Below are 16848 nucleotides of genomic sequence, written 5' to 3'. Positions count from 1 at the left end.
AAAATAAAATATAAAAGGTAAATGATCATTAAAATATCTTATAAAACTCTTTTTTTAGTATATCATCGAGTTCAGAAAGTAGAACTTTAACTCCTAATTCTTCCATTGATGTAACGCCATAACCTTGCAGTCCACAAGGAATAATACCCTTATAGTGAGAGAGATCTGGAAAGACGTTAAGCGCTATGCCATGATAAGTTACCCATTTTCTTAAGCGAATACCAAAAGCTGCAATTTTTTTTTCTACTCCATTGTTATTCACCCAAACACCTATTCTATCCTCTTTAAATTCTCCAAGTATATTAAATTGCTTTAAAACATTTATTATCCATTTACTTAGGTCTCTAATATATAGCTTTATGTCGCATTTATTTCTTTTTTTAAGGTTTAACATTAAATATATAACACGTTGTCCTGGCCCATGATATGTGTATTTGCCACCCCTGCCTGTTTTATATATAGGAAATAGTTTTTCAACAATATCATCAGCTGTTGAACTGATTCCTGCAGTATAAAGTGGAGGGTGCTGGAGTAGCCATACCAATTCGTCTGCTGAATTATTGTAAATTTGTTGAATTTTTTCTTCCATGAATTTTACAGCATAGTTATAATCAATAAGCTGATTAGATATTAGCCATTCTGTCATGTTCTATTTCTTTTCTTTTTAGTATAGCAGTGCGTTCTTTTCCTGTCATCCAAGTGCTTTCCTTCCGTCATCCCAGTGCTTGACACTGGGATCTATGTCTTAGTTTAACTACAGAATCTAAAACACTTTTAACTTTTAAACATCTTTCATGAGGCACATATGAATTTCAATATTTTTCAAAGAAAAAAAAGTGCAGTATTTACTAAATATTCTGCTTTGCAACTAATGATGGAACCAAGTTGGAGTAAGCGTGATTATGTAAGTTTTGCTGAGGAAGGTTACATAAAAAATGTTATTGCCTTTCGAGCAATCAATATGATTGCAAGTGCTGCATCTTCGGTACCTTTTACTCTCTGCCGGCTTACTGATCAGGGAAAATCACAATTAAAAGTTCATCCATTACTGAAATTACTTTATTCTCCTAATCCAATGACATCAAAATCGGAATTTATTGAGGGGATTGTAACTTATCGGTTAGTTAACGGCAATTCTTATATATTGATGGTTGAGTCGCAGAACAATAGAAAACCACCAACAGAGCTTTATCTTCTGCGCCCTGATAGGGTTGAAATTGTTCCAGGGAGAAATAACGTTCCTTATATCTATCGTTATACCATAAATAACAACGGTTATGACTTTAAAGTTGATAAACTAACCGGACGTTCAGCAGTGTTGCACCTAAAGACCTTTAACCCTTTGAATGATTGGTATGGATTATCACCAATTGAGGCAGCTGCATACAGTATAGATCAACATAATCAGGCGGGTGCTTGGAATCAAGCTATGCTACAAAATGGAGCAAGACCAAGTGGTGCAATAGTTATGAAATCAGCGAAGGACGGGAGTGGTGGAAGTTTAAGTCAAGAGCAGTACCAACGCTTAAAAGCGCAGATAAATGATCATTATTCAGGTCCTGTTAATGCTGGAAGACCGATATTACTTGAAGGAGGCTTGGAGTGGAAGGAGATGAGCCTATCGCCAAGAGATATGGATTTTATTGAGTCCAAACACAGTTCAGCTCGTGATATTGCCCTGGCTTTTGGCGTCCCGCCGCAGTTGCTTGGCATACCGGGTGATAACACTTATAGCAATTTAGTCGAAGCACGCTTATCCCTCTGGGAGCAGACGGTTTTACCAACGCTAGAAAATATTATCTGTCACCTGAATTCTTGGCTGATACCAAGATTTGGTGAAGATCTGTGCTTGTCGTATGACAAAGATGCAATAGAAATTCTCATGGAAAAGAGACAAAAGTTGTGGAAATACGTAGAAAATGCAAGCTTTATGACACTCAATGAAAAAAGGGAAGCATTTGGCTTGCCACCGCTGCCGGGTGGGGATAAGCTGGATTAAAATTTTTATATACAATGTAAGTATAATAATAGACTTCTTGTATAACCATTGTTTATATGAAAAACCGGTAGCCCACTCTTTGGCAGCGTGTAACGCTGGAATCTCATTCCTTAATTTCACAATGTAAAAATTGCACCTATTTGCAAGCAATAATTTGTATCTGTTCAGGATAGCGGCAAGACCATAGAGTAAAAGTGAGTTTACAACAAATGGTGTCATCCCAGTGCTTGACACTGGGATCCAGCCTTGCCGTAATCTCATCAAGAACGTTGTATAGCACTTTTATGCTTACCAACTTAGTGCTCAATCAAAATTCCTAGATCCCAGTGTCAAGCACTGGGATGACAAGAAAGAGGCACTGGGATGACAAGAAAGAAGCACTGGCTCTTGGATGGAAACCAGTGTCAGCTACTTTCATGACATCGTTTACTATGTCCATATTGCAATGTTCGTACAGTTGTATGTCACGCTACTTGGATGACAGGAGGTAATGCAAAAAGCCTATTGTTCCCTAAACCGTACACCTAAGTAAATTAACTATTTTTCTTGCCAACCAGAGCGATGAAGATTTGGTCTACATCAAAACTCATCTTAGGACGCCAAATAGGGCCATCCAAATGCATATCGATATAGATTGGATTACTATAATTTGGTGGTATGAAAAAGAACCTGAATATAGAATTTAAAGTGAAGTTAGATAAGGTTAAATTAGAAGAGATCGACCCTGATGCTTGATCAATCCCGAATTGTAAACTAGTTGAACATATGCCACTCTTAATACTTGCTTTTCCGCTAATATTTTCAAAAAATGTACTGCCATTATATATATCAACATAAGCAAATATGGAAATTTCAGACTTATTCTTACTGCTTAACAAATTAGTGATAAATGAATTGAAATCTACATTAGTAACTTCTATTCCTTGCGCTTGTAAGTTTACATCTCCTGATAAGTTACTAGCCCAATCATGAAAACTTTTTCCTTGAGTTTTGATTTCACCATTTAAGCTTACCTGACCATTTACATTGTCAATTCCTATAACCTTACCAATCTTTTTAGTGTCCAAATTTACAATAGAAAACCTTGTATTTATTGAGTCTGATCTTAAATAACCCTGAAAAAACACTTGCCCGCGTTCTAATACGTAACTTGCCTGCCTGATAGTGATAGTGTTGTTTCTTATTACCGCATCCAAATTAAAATCTTTCAAAACATTATGCTCGGTTTTAAATTCTGCAGTATTGATTCGCACATTTGCATCAAAGCCTTCTTTATCATCCAAAAAATCAAGCTGCTTTGTTGACCATTGAATTTGATCTATCTCATTTCTTTTCGTCTCTACTAAATTTGGTAATGTAATAATTTTTCCATTAAATTTACTGCCCGTAAGGTTAACATCTAATAAAGGTTTGGCGTATTTTTGATCTGCTAATATTTTTGCATTACCGGTAATATCGAAATCTTCTCCAGATAGTTTTATTTTATCTGCAACTAGCTTACCTTTTTCCATTTTCAGCAAAAAATCCAAATTTTTAATTTTCGTATCATTCAATGTAAGGTTATTAACACGGGCCTTTATATTTGCATCATACTGAAAATTTTTCAGCCATTGCATTTTAGGTAAACTGCTAAATAATGAATGATCATATTTATCTGCATCAAGATTATGCATGCTAAATTCACCATTGACCACATTGTGTTTTTTTGTATGGCTTACTCTAATTGACCCTTGCAAGGATTCCTTATTATTTAGCAGTCTAATGTCTGAGATAGATAATATTCTTGGTGCAAGGTGCAGTTTAGAACTTAGTGTAAATTGATTTTTCTGGTTTTCTTTCATCTTTATAGAAGGGAAAAAACATGAAATGAATGACTCAAAACCATTTCCTTCTACTAACAAATCACCGTTGAATTCAGATAGGACATTATTGTTTGAGACCTCTCCTGATAAGTAAGATATATTATTGATTCCAGGAAATTTAAGAAGCGTATTAACTTTTACTTTGCCATCAGTGGATTTTAGTACAGCACGGAAATTGTCCAATATTTTGTTTTGATATTGAATGTTAGAAGCTTCCATATTAAAATTTAAGCTCAAGTTCTTTGGCACAACTGCTCTAAAACATTCCAGAAGATCCTTCATATTCATTGTTTTTTGTAAATCATCTTGCATGAAATCTAAATCAACTTTACTGAAGCTAATATTGAGATTAGTGTGATCGCTTTTTCTATCGTTTTGTATTGTACCACTGGCTTGCATGCTTTTGGAATCAATTTTTAAGTCAGTTACCGTAAACTCACTTTCGTTAAGACTTATATTGGATGATATCTTGATATTTTCGCTAGGAATAACACAAGGGAGAAAGCTAAGATTAATGATTTTTGCTAAATTACTCACAGAACCGGAACTATTATTAATCGTTAGTGTTAAATTACCCTGGAGTTCTTCTTGATTTCTATTACCTGTAAATAGCAAATTTACAAAATTTGATTCAACACTAATGTATGCATTCTTTTTTGTGATATTAACCTTTCCTGAAAAATCGTAATTATTATCACCTACCTTTACTTTACCAGAGAATTGCCTATTTTTTTTTACAGCAACTTCCTTTATATTAACAATGCTGCTATAATTAGCAAAATCATTCTTAAAACTTACTTGGCTGTCTTTTATTACTATATCGACTGTGTTACCACTGGCTTTTGTATTTATAATATTAATTAAATTTTCTTTATTGCTTTTCATGCCAAACAATTTGATTGACTTTGGTTGCAACGAGAATAAAAGCAACGATAGGAACGATGGCCTTATTTCAATTTTTCTTACACTAATTAAATCTGATAGCTTTTGCTCTTTATTTTCGTTGTATTGTATATATACATTATGAATAGTGAGCTTTGGAGTAATGAGTGAAACTTCAACTTTCCCTCCAATATGCACTTTAGCATCATACGTCCTCTCCAGCTCTTTTATGATATATTTCCTGTAGCCACTCCAATCCTTAAAAGTTGCAGCAACGTGCATGAGAATGAGTAGCAGCAAGATTGATAATATGGCATATAAAGAAAGTTTCATAGTAGACCTATCATGATGTCATTCCAGTGCTTACTGCACAGAAGTTGTAGTATAAGAGTGATTTCCAATAAGATAGGTGTCATCCCAGCACCTATTCCTGTCATCCCAGTGCTTGACACTGGGATCCATCTTATTTTCATCATGGGCATTATTTCAGCGTATGCTCCTAGAATCTGTTGTCTATTGCATAATTTGCAAATATTTTTATATCTGGATCCCAGTGTCAAGTACTGGGATGACATTATTTGCTGTTCCTTTAGCAAAAGATCTAGTTTATACATATTTCAAATTATTCAAACTTCCTCTAAAAGTTAGGTAAAGAGTACCAAAATAAACAATAACACTCAAAGCTATTAAAGTCGTTAAATAAACAATACGAGCCAACATTTTATCAAAAAATAATCCTGCCAACAAAGAATTAAAAATATAAAGGGCTATTGACATGACTACCGTTGCTACAAAAATTTTCATGACATTTAACAATAACGCTTGGCTAACCTTATACATTTTATTTATTGTTAAATAACTAATTAATAGAATGGAGTTTATCCAAGTGGAAACGGAAGTAGCGATAGCAATTCCCGTATGCTGATATTTGTTCATTAACAAAAGGTTTAGCACTACATTAATTCCAAGGCACATTAGTGAAAACATAGTTGGTATTTTCAGATTGCCTTTAGCAAAAAATGTGGGTAGCAATACTTTATTTATAATGAATGCAGGTAAAGAAAAAGAAAATGCTATTAAAGTGGGAACAGTTTGCTGCACTGCATAATGATCAAACCGGCCGTAAGAAAAAAGCGTAAGTAAAATTATGTCGGGAATAATGATAAAGGCAGCAGTTGTTGGCATAATTAACATTAATCCTATGTTGAGAGCCTTGTTCTGTATTTTGACTATATTTTCAGTATCATTCATCTGCTTTGAAATTAAAGGAAGAAGCACTGTACCAATCGCAACGCCAATCACTCCCTGTGGTAATTGATTTAGTCTATCAGCATAATATATATAAGACACCGCATTTGGTATAAAACTCGCCATGATTGTGTCAATCCATACACTTATTTGTATAAAACAGTGGTTTATAATCGAGGGTACCACACGTTTAAAAAAAAGCCTTACTTTGTCACTCAATTCTAAACTAAAAGAAAAAAGCGTGTTTAATTTCTGCGCGCTAAATAGCATCAGCAATAACTGCAAGGCCCCTCCAACCAACACAGCTATAGAAAGATTATATTCTGGAGTTGCGATATACGGTATAAATAAACTGATTATCAAACAGAGGTTCAAAATAATTGGTGCAATAGCTGTTGAAACAAAGTGTTGCTTTACTTGAAGCATTCCACCAATTAGTGCTGCAATTGAGCTAAAAATTATGTAAGGCAGCATAATTCTTGAAAGCGTAACGGTAAGAGCAAACTTGCTTTGATCAAAGCCAGGAGTAAATATTTGAATCATATAAGGCAAGGAAATTTGCATAATAAGACAAAAAACTACCAGAATAATAAATGTGATAGATATAACGCTACTTGCAAAGTTAAATGCCTTTTTATTATCATGTGATTCTGCTGAGTATAACGGTATGAATGAGGTAGTAAATGCTCCCTCTGCAAAAAACGATCGAAATAAATTAGCAAAGCGAAATGAAGAAAAGAATATGTCTGCAAGAGAGGTTGCACCAATAACTGTAGCAATCAATACATCTCTTATTAACCCTGAGATCCTTGAAATAGCCGTAAAAAAACTAAATGTGAAAATACTTTTAAACATACCGCTACTTCATTAGTACCAATACAATTAACTATAATAGTAAAAGTATCAATGAAAATATTTATTGGCTAAACTTAAAACCCTCTGCAAAAGGAGAGTTAAATAATCAATTGACTATTTGCGCTCGTATGTTAGATATTTTATATCTTGGCGGGCGTAGCTCAGTTGGTAGAGCGTCAGTTTGTGGTACTGAATGTCGCCAGTTCAATCCTGGTCGCTCGCCCCACTAAAATTTTCTGCTTGACGGAGATATGAACAAATGGTAATATATCAATTAATTAGGGAGAGTATATGGATGACGAAACTAAATTTTTATTAATGCTCTGCGGTGCAGCATCAGTAATAGGTGCACTCACAGGTTTGTCACCTTTGGTTATAGGTGGAATTATTGCTGCCGTTCCTATAATATTACTCATTGCATGTAATATATGCGGAGAAGGATGCTCCAAGAAAGATCTTTTCAAGATGGCCATTTTATGCGTTGCAAGCGCTGCAATTGGAGTTGGCCTTGCTGCAGCCGCAACTGCTATTTTTCCTGGTGCAATGCTTGGAATGGGCTCTGCAGCTTTAGTAGGTGCAGCAATAGGCGTAATAGCGCCAATTGCAGGGATATTTGCTGCTGAAAAAGTGAATGAATATATTATTTCTCCTATAGTTGAGCACTTTTCTTCAAAAGAGAAGGGGTACGAATCACTTTAAACCAATTAAGTAAGGTTTCTGCTTTCTGTTATTCTAGTGTGCAGCATATAGCTGTACGAACATTTGTTTGCAAGGGTAGTGTGTTAAGTGTTATAGCCGGTTTTGCCTCAAACACAAAGGCAGTGCCTGGACTCTTGCTTCAATGTTAAACAAAATACCATAGAATTCAAAATGCAAAAAAAATGTTCAACATTGTATTAGAATGGTGCTATATTGGGCCTTAACTTGATGCGTATGCTTTTTTGAACATTCCCCAACCTCAATTTACATTAAAATACTTTTATTAGTATCTTTTTCTTGTGACTCAGCAATACGTTTAGCCCAATCCAGTGGCCTTTTATTTCTGTTACCTAATGCAATTCTATTGCGATCATAACTATCAGTGTGTTCCGTTAAAGTATCTTTTCTTTCTTCTTCTATTACTCCAATTTTCAGTTGTGCTTCATCTTTCTCTAGTAATTTATATAGATTACTATTTTTATCTACAATTGAGTTAGTGTCATTGTTTTCTTGTTCTGCCACTGTTTTTATGTCTGTTGAATTGTCTTTTAGCAGTCCAGCTTCTATTAGGTGTTTTTTAGTTTGTGGACTAACATAACGTGTTTCAGGGTTGATTTGTTTTAACCCATAGTTCTTTTGATTTAATCTTTGTGCAAGCTCCTTAAGTGGAGTTAGATCACTTTGTTTAACATATTCTTTTAATTTCTCCTCTAATTGCCCAAAATTTGTTTGAGATTTACTGTGGTCAGTGTGAGTTGGAGATGAATAGCCCGAATCATTTGTTTTTACATCTGTTGAGCTGTCTTTTAGCAATCCTGCTGCTAATAAATGTTCTTTGGTTTGTTCGCTCATTTCTTTCTGATCCACCGGTTTTAGTGGGAACTTCTGAGTTTCTTTATCCAACTTACTGGTAAATTCCGTAAGTAGAGTGTCATCTCTTTGTTCAACATTCATTAGGCTCGCTTTTAACTGTCCAGGATTTACTTGAGATTGTCCATGATTGGCATGAGTTGGAGATGAATAGCCCGAATCATTTGTTTTTACATCTGTTGAGCTGTCTTTTAGCAACCCGACTTCTCTCAAGCGTTTTTTAGTTTCTTCGCTAATCTGACTCTGATCAGCCGGTTTTAACCCGAGATTTTCTTGACCTAATGTATTTTTAAGTTCTTCAAATGGAGTTAGATTAATATGTTCTTCTAATTTCCTTCCTACCTGTTTTAAATCTGTTTGAGATTTACTATCACCATTAGTTGGAGATATATAGCCTGAATCACTTATACTATTTGGTGTTGAAGCAGAGACACTAACAGTTGGACCTTCTACTGTTTTTACATCTGCTAAATCGTCTTTTTGCAATTCAGACTGAATTTTCTCTGGTGTATTAAAACTAGTCTCTTTAACATCTTCGTTAATTCCGTATTTCTTTAGCCGTTTTTCCTTCCAACTTTCTAATGCTTCACGTGTGTTTTGGTAATTTAACCTTTCTTCTTCAGACTCTTGTCCACTCCTGCGAGAGCTTTCTGGAACTACTACTGCTTTCATATCTGTTAAACTATCATTTTCTCTACTGCGGTCTATTGATACTTTCTTATCATCAACACCAGTGCGCCGTAAGCTGTTTCTCTTGAAATTTCTGATGTCTTGTAATAGATCGCCTTTGTTATTTCCTTCTTGTTGCTGGGTTTTAGGTTGTTGCTGATTATTAGGTGTTTGCTCACTTCTATCTGGTTTTTGGCTTCCAGGTACAGCATGTCCAAATGTAGGATTGTCATAACGTTCATCTTTTTGCCTATTATCTTGATTGTGGCTTACAGACTTGGTGAAAGTAGAACTGTCCGAAGGATCAGAAGTTGCACCTTTTTGCTGATTATTAGGTGTTGGATTATTCTGTTTATCTCTTTGCCCACCATCTTGGCTCACAGGCTTGGCAGAGGCATTCCTCCCTTGCTCATTGACAACATTTTCTTTAGGTGGAAGTGAACTAGTTCTAAGTGGCGGCAGCGGAGGGGTCTGAGACCCAATTTCTCGATTCATATGAGTAGCTTGGTGTTTTTGAACAGGTTTTTTGATCTCTTGCTCAATATCTCTACTGTTACTTTTTATTGCGATTTCAGATGATTTGTTAAGGACTTGATTGTCTTTTCCGTCATGTTGCACCTCATTCACTTTTCCTTTTTCCCTGAATTTTATTTCATGCAAGAATAAACCACCTATTTTTACGTCTTTGTTTACTTCTAATTGCTTCTTTAATTGCTCCGTAACACTGTTAGGTTCAATAAGGTTTACACCTTCTTTATCAATATTGACTTTAATAGTACACTTTTCTCCATTCACATACCAATTTAGCGTCATTTCATATGAACCATCAGTTACGACATAATGTCTTATTTTTTTCCCTCCTTCCTCGGCAACAAAACCATGCATTCCGCTCTTTCCATCGCTATGCAATGTTGAAAACCCCGAGATTCCATTCTTCTGACAAAAATCACTGTTTAAAAATTCGCTGATTTTAAACTCTTTTTTGTCATCTCCCAGCGTAATACTTGCGTGATTACCGTATATTGAAACTCCTGCAACATCATCAACATACTCTTTCAACCTTTCTTTAACTTCACTTTCAAGCTCTTGTCCAGCTTTCTTTGTCTTGTCGCATTTCTGAAGAATAACTCCATATGCTTTATCTTTGTTTTCTTCTTCGTCCCAATTCCAGTTGGCGTGTTTTGTTAAAAACTTTACTGTGTTAAAATCAACTCTAGCATTATAAATTGGGTCGTCTTCCTTTTTTATTTTATCAAATAAAGGAAAAATTTCTTGAATGCGCTCATTATAAATGTGTTCTTGTTGTGTATCGTTAGTGTTCATATACCCCTCACTAATAACCCTCTGCCTAGCTAATACTAGCTAATATAATTATCACAAGCATTGGTTGAATTTTTATTAAGGAAGGTTCTGTTACTAATGTGATGACACAAGCTATTTTATGGTAACATCAAACGATTTAAGTTGTCATTCCAGTCTGGAATCCAGCCTTTCACGAACCCCATCAAAAATGTTGTGTTTTAACATAAGATTAGCTACTTTTATGCTCACTAACTTAGTGCCAATCAAGATTCCTGGATCCCAGTGTCTGGACACTGGGATGACATCCTTCTTGGCGGAAATCACTCTTATATCACAACAGCTGCATAGCCTAAATTGCTTTAGCTATAGCTCTGTTTTTGCAACTTCAAATATCTGCTACTCATAGTAAACACTTCTGGATCTTTAGAAGTTAGCTTGAGTATAGCGAGTATGTTGATAAATAACAAAGCAGCAATCGAGATATCAGCAACATCCCATAGAAATTGAACTTTACCTATTGCACCAAGCGGAATAATCAAGGTAAAAATTACAATCCAGATTTTAGTATATTTATTATTCATAGACAAATAGCGTATTGTTTGTTTTGAACAAAAAAACCAAGTAAAGATAGTAGTAAAGGCAAAGCAAAACATTATGGCCATGATTAAATAGTCAATATAGGGCCAATTCATAGCTTTTCTAAAAGCAAATATGCACATGTTAGTGCTCTCTAAATCAGTAATCCAAGAATCTGTGACAAGCAGTACCATTGTTGTAATAAACACTATAAATGCAACTATAAAAGGCGATATTATTGTAATTAGACTCTGCTCAATAATAAATTTATTATTATTTTTCTTAGGAACAATTGAAGAATGTACGATTCCTTCGAGGCCAAGCCCTATATCTGTTGCAAAAATACCTCGCAAAGTTCCGACTTGAATAATAGTCAACATTTCTAAAATCAAACCTAGGGATAAACCAGAGTTAAAGCTACTAGCTGTCAAAAAATTGCTTCTTATTAATTTTAGAGAAGGAGGGATATTTTCACTAAACTTAAATAATATGATACCGCAAAGTGTGAGATAACTTACCGTCATTATCGGTATCATAGCCGATATAAAAATTTTAATTTTTTTTAAGCTGAGAGCTGCAACAACAAAAAATATTATGGCCATTACAATGCCACCAACAACTACAGGCACATCTATCATATTAAGTGGTATTGATAGAGAATTTACCTGAACAAGGTTACCAACTGTTATTGAAACCATCATCATAACAACTAGAAACACAATTGTAGCTTTTCTAGAGTTAAATGCATCAGCCATATAGGCTACAGGGCCACCTATAAACCGTCCGTTCTTTTCCTTTCTGGTTTTTATACTTAGATAACAAGTAACGTATTTTATCACAGAAGTGATAACAATAATTATCGCCATCCATAAAATGGAGCCCGGTCCTCCGGTTTTTAGAGCAACAGCAGTTCCTGAAATATTTCCTACTCCTAAATTTCCCCCTAAAATTGTAAACAGAGCGGCTATAGAAGAAAATTTATTTTCTCCTTTTTTAGCTCCAAGGAGTGAAAGGGCGTATGGTAATCTAAATACCTGTAGCCATTTTAGTTTAATCGATAGGTAAACACCAGCAACTAGCATGAGTAATATTGTTGGCAGTAATAAAACAAACTTTACTGTATCCATCTGTAAAAGTGAGATTTTTATTTGAGTATACAACAAAAATTGAAAATACCTACCTATTTTCTATGTATGACTTCGTTCCTGTCATCCTAGCACCCCTTTCTGTCATCCTAGCGCTCCTTTCTTGTCATCCCAGTGCGTGACACTGGGATCTAAATTTTTTATGCGAAACCATTATGTTTATATACTTGTAGGCCCAAGTTCCTCACATAGTGAACAAAAAAGTAAATGAGATTCCAGTGTCATGCACTGGAATGACACCTACCCCATGAGAACCCTATTTTTCATACCACTCATTTATAAGTTTATTGATATCAGAATCTATAAAATCCTTTAGTGGTTGCCTGATTTTTATCTCAGCATTTTTAGGGATACACCTATCTTTACATATCGCATATTGTATATAAAAATCAAGGTCAATGTACTCTTGATTTAAAAATATATTCATCTTAAAGGGAAATAATACCATATCCTCATACACGTTACTGATAAATACCTCTCTTCCTACTTTATCTCTATGTTCCTTTGGAGTAGGCCAGTGAATATTTATATTTGATGCATTACCTTTGTAACTAATAGACGTTGGAAAGCCAAAATCTCCAGAGTCTTTATAATATATGTGCCAGCCTGGTTCTACTGTAACCTTTATTGCACCTTTAAGAGTGAGGCTTGCTTCATTTATCTTGCCAATAAGTAAATCAAATTTTGCAATTTCCTCGTCAGCATATAGTTGAGAGCAAGAAAAAAATAAAAACAATATTAAATATATATGTATTTTCATTAAGGCAAATTTCTCCTTTTATAGAGAAAGTGATTTAGATTTTAATTGTTATATTTAATAGCATTATATAGATTATTTATTAATATAGTATTATGTTAGTATAGGTATACTAGGAGTTATAGTTTTCTTATGCTGTCTTTTTGTTATTAAACAACCACAATATAAAGGAATGAAACGGACGCGGGGAATAAAACCAGTAGTGCCTTTCTGCACCAAACGTATTACCTTTAACGAATAGTAAAATGTGAGATTTTTTGGAACTACCGTGGAGCAATTGCTCCACGGTTTCACTCTACTCAGAATCCACCCATGCCACTCATTTCTCCTGCGCCCATAGGAGATGAAGCATTTTCTTTGCTTGGTACATCAACTATCATAGATTCAGTAGTGATCAGCACACTTGCAACAGATATCGCTGTTTCAAAAGCAATACGCACCACTTTTGCTGGATCAATCACACCAGCTGTAAATGCATTAGCGTAATTCATAGCCTCAACGTTGTATATAAGCTCTTTATCATTCTGCTTAATCAAATAGTCAATTATAACAGCAGACTCAAGACCAGCATTTTTAACTAACCTTCTAATTGGAGCACTGAGAACTTTCTTGATAATGTTTATGCCTATTTGCTCTTCGTCACTTGCACCTTTTAATTTGTTGAGAACAGATGAAGCATAAAGAAGCGCAACTCCACCACCTGGAACTATGCCTTCTTCAATTGCAGCTCTTGTTGCATGCAGCGCATCTTCAACTCTATCTCTACGTTCTTTAACTTCCACTTCAGTTGCTCCACCAACTTTTAGCACAGCAACACCACCTGATAATTTCGCTAAACGTTCCCTTAGCTTTTCTTTATCATAATCAGAGGTTGAAGTTTCAATTTGAGATTTGATCTGCTCGATTCTAGCTTTCACACTGTCAGAATCGCTATTTTCGCTGACAACTGTGGTATTATCTTTAGTAATTTTAACATTTTTAGCAGTACCAAGATCATCAAGTGTCAGATCTTCCATCTTGATTCCAAGTTCATCTTTTATGACGTACTTAGCACCAGTCAAAGTTGCTATGTCTTCGAGCATCTCCTTTCTTCTGTCACCAAAACCTGGAGCTTTTACTGCAGCAACTTTTAAACCACCACGCAATTTATTGATAACTAAAGTGCTTAATGCTTCACCTTCGATATCCTCTGCAATAATAACCAAAGGTTTACCAGATTTAACAACAGCTTCAAGAATAGGAAGTAAAGGTTGAATAATATTTAATTTTTTCTCTGTAATTAATAGATAAGGATTATCAAGCTCCACGATCATTTTTTCATTATTTGTAATAAAATACGGAGAGAGATAACCGCGATCAAATTGCATGCCAGTAGTCAGCTCAACTTCTAACTCTTTTGAACCTTTACTTTCTTCAACAGTGATTACACCCTCTTTTCCAACTTTTTTCACGGAATCAGCGATACTGTTACCTATATCCTTATCACCATTTGCAGAGATTATCGCAACTTGCGCTACTTCATCCATTTTCTCTAGAGAAATTGTACGAGACATTGACGTAATTTCCTTTAATATTACATCTTTCGCCTTCTGTATTCCGTTTTTAATACCAACACGATCGTTTCCAGCAGCAATTGACTTTGAAGCTTCCATTATCATATTGCTAGTTAGTATTGAGCACGTTGTTGTACCATCACCAACTTTGTCGTTACATTGAGAACAACTTTGGGCAAAGATGCTTGCTATTGCAGCATTTAGTGGTTTTTCAGGCTTGATACCCTTCATTACCTTATAACCGTCTTTTGTGATTTCCGGTGCACCATAGGGCTTATTAATCCCTACTGTTTTTCCCCTAGGTCCCGCAGTTATTGCCACCGTTGAGTCTACTATTGCTGCGACTTCACGAAAGGCTTCTTGCAACTGCTCACCTGATACTACTACATTAGTCATTTTTATCACCTCTTGTTAATAAAAAATTTAGAAAACTATAATAAAACCATTTACAATGCGCCATGTTGCGCTTTGTTTCAGTTTAGTAAAATAAAGACTGCTATTTAATGACAGCAAGTATATCGGACTCTTTCATCACGATAAGCTTTTCATCATTATGTTCTATTTCTGTACCAGCCCATTGACGATAGAACACTTTATCACCAGCCTTTACAGTTAAAGCTATGCGTTCGCCATTTGAGTTGCGTGAACCTTCACCAGTTGCTACAATTTCACCTTTAGTAGGTTTCTTTTCAGCACTTGATGGAAGCATAATTCCACCTTGCTTTTCCTCGCTAACAGGCTTGATCAGCACGCTATCATCCAATACATTTAAACTTATACTTGACATTTGCTTTTCCTCTCAACAAATTAACCTATAACTTTATGTATATACTCGTAAGTTAGATTTCAAGGGCTGGAGCTTGTAAAATATGCACGCCAAAAGCAGTTTCTAAAAGAGCCTAATGTTATATAATAAAATTTAGATTTATTTATAGAGATTTCATGAGTTATATACCATTCTTAAGTCGTGGTGTGATAGTGCTATATGGGCCTGACACTAGAGATTTTCTGCAGGGTATTATAACCAATGATATTAATAAGCTGGATAGCCAAAAAGCTATTTACTCTTTATTGCTTAGCCCTCAGGGAAAATACCTATATGATTTTTTTCTTATTGAATATGGTAGATATATTTTCTTAGAGTGCGAAAATGTGCACTTACAGCAAATAATCGAGAAACTAGATTTACTTAAAACTTATTTGAGAGTGAAAATTAAAGACATTAGTGCACTATATAAGGTTGGAGTTTTGTTTGATACTAAGTTGGCGGAGTGTAGTAATAAGTCACAAGTTATTTTTCAAGATCCAAGGCACAAGCTGCTAGGAATGAGGATCATACATAAAGATGAAATAAAAGAACCGGTTGGAGATTTTATTCAGTATGAAAAAGTTAGAATTAAAAACCTTGTCCCAGATGGAGCAAAAGATATGGTACAAAATTCATCGTTCCCATTGCAATATTTAATCGATAAGGCAAACGGTATAAGCTTTAATAAGGGGTGTTACGTAGGTCAGGAAGTCGTAAATCGAATGAGCAGACAAGAAACATTCAGAAGAAAACTTTATCTTGTTGAGGGGGATAACGTACTTCCAGATATTGGCACTAAAGTGACAAATAAAAATAATGAGGAAATAGGGGAACTGCGCTCTAGTGTAGACAACATTGGACTTGCATTGCTTAATACTCAAACAAGTCATGCAAATTTATATGTCGATGGGGTTAAGTGCGTTAAGACGTTGAAGTCTTAAGGTAGCGCATATAGAAACGAAAAACTTATTTTATGGCCTAGCGTCACGCACTAGAATGACATCATTTACGATGTAACATTTATCACTTTTGCAGATACAATTTACATGCTATAATTGAGTCTTCATAAGTTGGTAAATTGGAGTGCAAAGAAGTAAAATTAAAGTAGAAATAAAAAGATTACCACACGGAGAAGACTTGTCTCTTCCATGTTATGCAACTACGCAGAGTGCTGGTATGGATCTTTATGCTGCATTGAATGATTCTGCTGTTTTAAATCCACTTGAGAGATTACTTGTTCCAACTGGAATTGTGATTGCAATACCAAACGGTTTTGAGGGGCAAATCCGCCCACGTTCTGGTCTTGCTGCAAAACATGGAATCACTGTCTTAAATTCTCCGGGCACTATAGACTCTGATTATCGAGGTGAAGTTAAAATTTGTCTAATTAATCTAAGTAATCAGCCATACGAAATAAAAAGAGGAGATAGAATCGCACAAATCCTTATTTCTCCTGTATCTCAGGTAATTTGGGATGACAGAGAAGAATTCTGCGCAGAAGAAACCGGCCGCAATGCAGGGGGCTTTGGCTCAAGTGGTAGGTAATTTGCGAAAAAGCTTGACTATGACAGTTTTTTTATACACAATTTAAGCATATTAATATTTTATTAAACGAGGTCGTTT

General features: G+C 35.1%; 17 protein-coding genes and 1 tRNA gene. 7 read left to right on the top strand and 11 right to left on the bottom strand.

The features are described 5' to 3' along the window. Positions 1-28: 28 nt before the first annotated feature. Positions 29-646, bottom strand: coding sequence for a lipoyl(octanoyl) transferase LipB (gene lipB / locus ACWHVF_RS07365; protein ID WP_064125024.1), 618 nt, complete (start codon positions 644-646; stop codon positions 29-31). A gap of 159 nt (positions 647-805) precedes the next feature. Here lipB and ACWHVF_RS07360 point away from each other — a divergent pair, with 159 nt between their 5' ends. Together ACWHVF_RS07360 and ACWHVF_RS07355 are read left to right on the top strand one after the other, a co-directional pair. Next, positions 806-1999 carry a phage portal protein gene (locus ACWHVF_RS07360; protein WP_064125025.1) on the top strand — a complete coding sequence of 398 codons (1194 nt, stop codon included), beginning with the start codon at positions 806-808 and terminating at the stop codon, positions 1997-1999. A 194-nt stretch (positions 2000-2193) separates the two neighbouring features. Beyond that, positions 2194-2319, top strand: coding sequence for a hypothetical protein (locus ACWHVF_RS07355; RefSeq protein WP_447933291.1), 126 nt, complete (start codon positions 2194-2196; stop codon positions 2317-2319). Here the strand turns inward: ACWHVF_RS07355 and ACWHVF_RS07350 are convergent. The 4 genes from ACWHVF_RS07350 to murJ all read right to left on the bottom strand — a co-directional run bounded on the left by ACWHVF_RS07350 (position 2316) and on the right by murJ (position 6846). Continuing rightward, complete coding sequence (locus tag ACWHVF_RS07350) at positions 2316-2438, bottom strand: hypothetical protein (protein WP_259348718.1); 123 nt, start codon at positions 2436-2438, stop codon at positions 2316-2318. The two genes, ACWHVF_RS07355 and ACWHVF_RS07350, sit on opposite strands and share 4 nt — an antisense overlap. 94 nt (positions 2439-2532) lie before the next feature. Continuing rightward, a complete protein-coding gene (locus ACWHVF_RS07345) occupies positions 2533-5076 on the bottom strand; it encodes an AsmA-like C-terminal region-containing protein (RefSeq protein WP_064125026.1) in 2544 nt (847 codons plus the stop codon). Further along, positions 5073-5357, bottom strand: coding sequence for a hypothetical protein (locus tag ACWHVF_RS07340; protein ID WP_064125027.1), 285 nt, complete (start codon positions 5355-5357; stop codon positions 5073-5075). Before ACWHVF_RS07340 ends, ACWHVF_RS07345 begins: the two co-directional genes overlap by 4 nt. Beyond that, positions 5350-6846 (bottom strand): murein biosynthesis integral membrane protein MurJ, encoded by a 1497-nt coding sequence (murJ, locus tag ACWHVF_RS07335; protein WP_064125028.1) that lies wholly within the window; start codon positions 6844-6846, stop codon positions 5350-5352. Before murJ ends, ACWHVF_RS07340 begins: the two co-directional genes overlap by 8 nt. A gap of 150 nt (positions 6847-6996) precedes the next feature. On the opposite strand from murJ, the gene ACWHVF_RS07330 reads away from it, so the two are divergent. Both ACWHVF_RS07330 and ACWHVF_RS07325 read left to right on the top strand, forming a co-directional pair. After that, positions 6997-7072, top strand: a tRNA-His gene (locus tag ACWHVF_RS07330). A 65-nt stretch (positions 7073-7137) separates the two neighbouring features. Continuing rightward, positions 7138-7545, top strand: coding sequence for a hypothetical protein (locus ACWHVF_RS07325; RefSeq protein ID WP_064125029.1), 408 nt, complete (start codon positions 7138-7140; stop codon positions 7543-7545). Positions 7546-7809: 264 nt separating this feature from the next. Here the strand turns inward: ACWHVF_RS07325 and ACWHVF_RS07320 are convergent, their stop codons facing one another. From ACWHVF_RS07320 to ACWHVF_RS07310, 3 genes are all read right to left on the bottom strand, one after another. Continuing rightward, positions 7810-10407: a hypothetical protein gene (locus tag ACWHVF_RS07320; protein ID WP_447933290.1), complete on the bottom strand. Its 2598-nt coding sequence runs from the start codon at positions 10405-10407 to the stop codon at positions 7810-7812. 144 nt (positions 10408-10551) lie between these two features. Next, positions 10552-10710, bottom strand: coding sequence for a hypothetical protein (locus ACWHVF_RS07315; RefSeq protein WP_156488190.1), 159 nt, complete (start codon positions 10708-10710; stop codon positions 10552-10554). A gap of 35 nt (positions 10711-10745) precedes the next feature. Further along, a complete protein-coding gene (locus tag ACWHVF_RS07310; protein WP_064125047.1) occupies positions 10746-12089 on the bottom strand; it encodes an alanine/glycine:cation symporter family protein in 1344 nt (447 codons plus the stop codon). On the opposite strand from ACWHVF_RS07310, the gene ACWHVF_RS07305 reads away from it, so the two are divergent. Next, positions 12056-12229, top strand: coding sequence for a hypothetical protein (locus ACWHVF_RS07305; RefSeq protein WP_179945569.1), 174 nt, complete (start codon positions 12056-12058; stop codon positions 12227-12229). The two genes, ACWHVF_RS07310 and ACWHVF_RS07305, sit on opposite strands and share 34 nt — an antisense overlap. A 134-nt stretch (positions 12230-12363) precedes the next feature. Here the strand turns inward: ACWHVF_RS07305 and ACWHVF_RS07300 are convergent, their stop codons facing one another. From ACWHVF_RS07300 to ACWHVF_RS07290, 3 genes are all read right to left on the bottom strand, one after another. Next, a complete protein-coding gene (locus ACWHVF_RS07300; protein WP_064125031.1) occupies positions 12364-12867 on the bottom strand; it encodes a protein-disulfide reductase DsbD domain-containing protein in 504 nt (167 codons plus the stop codon). A gap of 296 nt (positions 12868-13163) precedes the next feature. After that, entirely contained in the window at positions 13164-14813 is a 1650-nt protein-coding gene (gene groL / locus ACWHVF_RS07295) for a chaperonin GroEL (protein WP_064125032.1), read from the bottom strand. Between the two features lie 100 nt (positions 14814-14913). Further along, positions 14914-15204 carry a co-chaperone GroES gene (locus tag ACWHVF_RS07290; protein WP_064125033.1) on the bottom strand — a complete coding sequence of 97 codons (291 nt, stop codon included), beginning with the start codon at positions 15202-15204 and terminating at the stop codon, positions 14914-14916. Between the two features lie 155 nt (positions 15205-15359). On the opposite strand from ACWHVF_RS07290, the gene ygfZ reads away from it, so the two are divergent. Further along, entirely contained in the window at positions 15360-16166 is an 807-nt protein-coding gene (ygfZ, locus tag ACWHVF_RS07285; protein WP_064125034.1) for a CAF17-like 4Fe-4S cluster assembly/insertion protein YgfZ, read from the top strand. Between the two features lie 142 nt (positions 16167-16308). Continuing rightward, complete coding sequence (dut, locus tag ACWHVF_RS07280) at positions 16309-16770, top strand: dUTP diphosphatase (RefSeq protein ID WP_064125035.1); 462 nt, start codon at positions 16309-16311, stop codon at positions 16768-16770. Positions 16771-16848 lie beyond the last annotated feature (78 nt).

The organism is Wolbachia endosymbiont of Dactylopius coccus, assembly GCF_977011065.1.
Note: the sequence above shows the minus strand (reverse complement) of the source record. Positions and strands in the feature narration are given on the sequence as shown.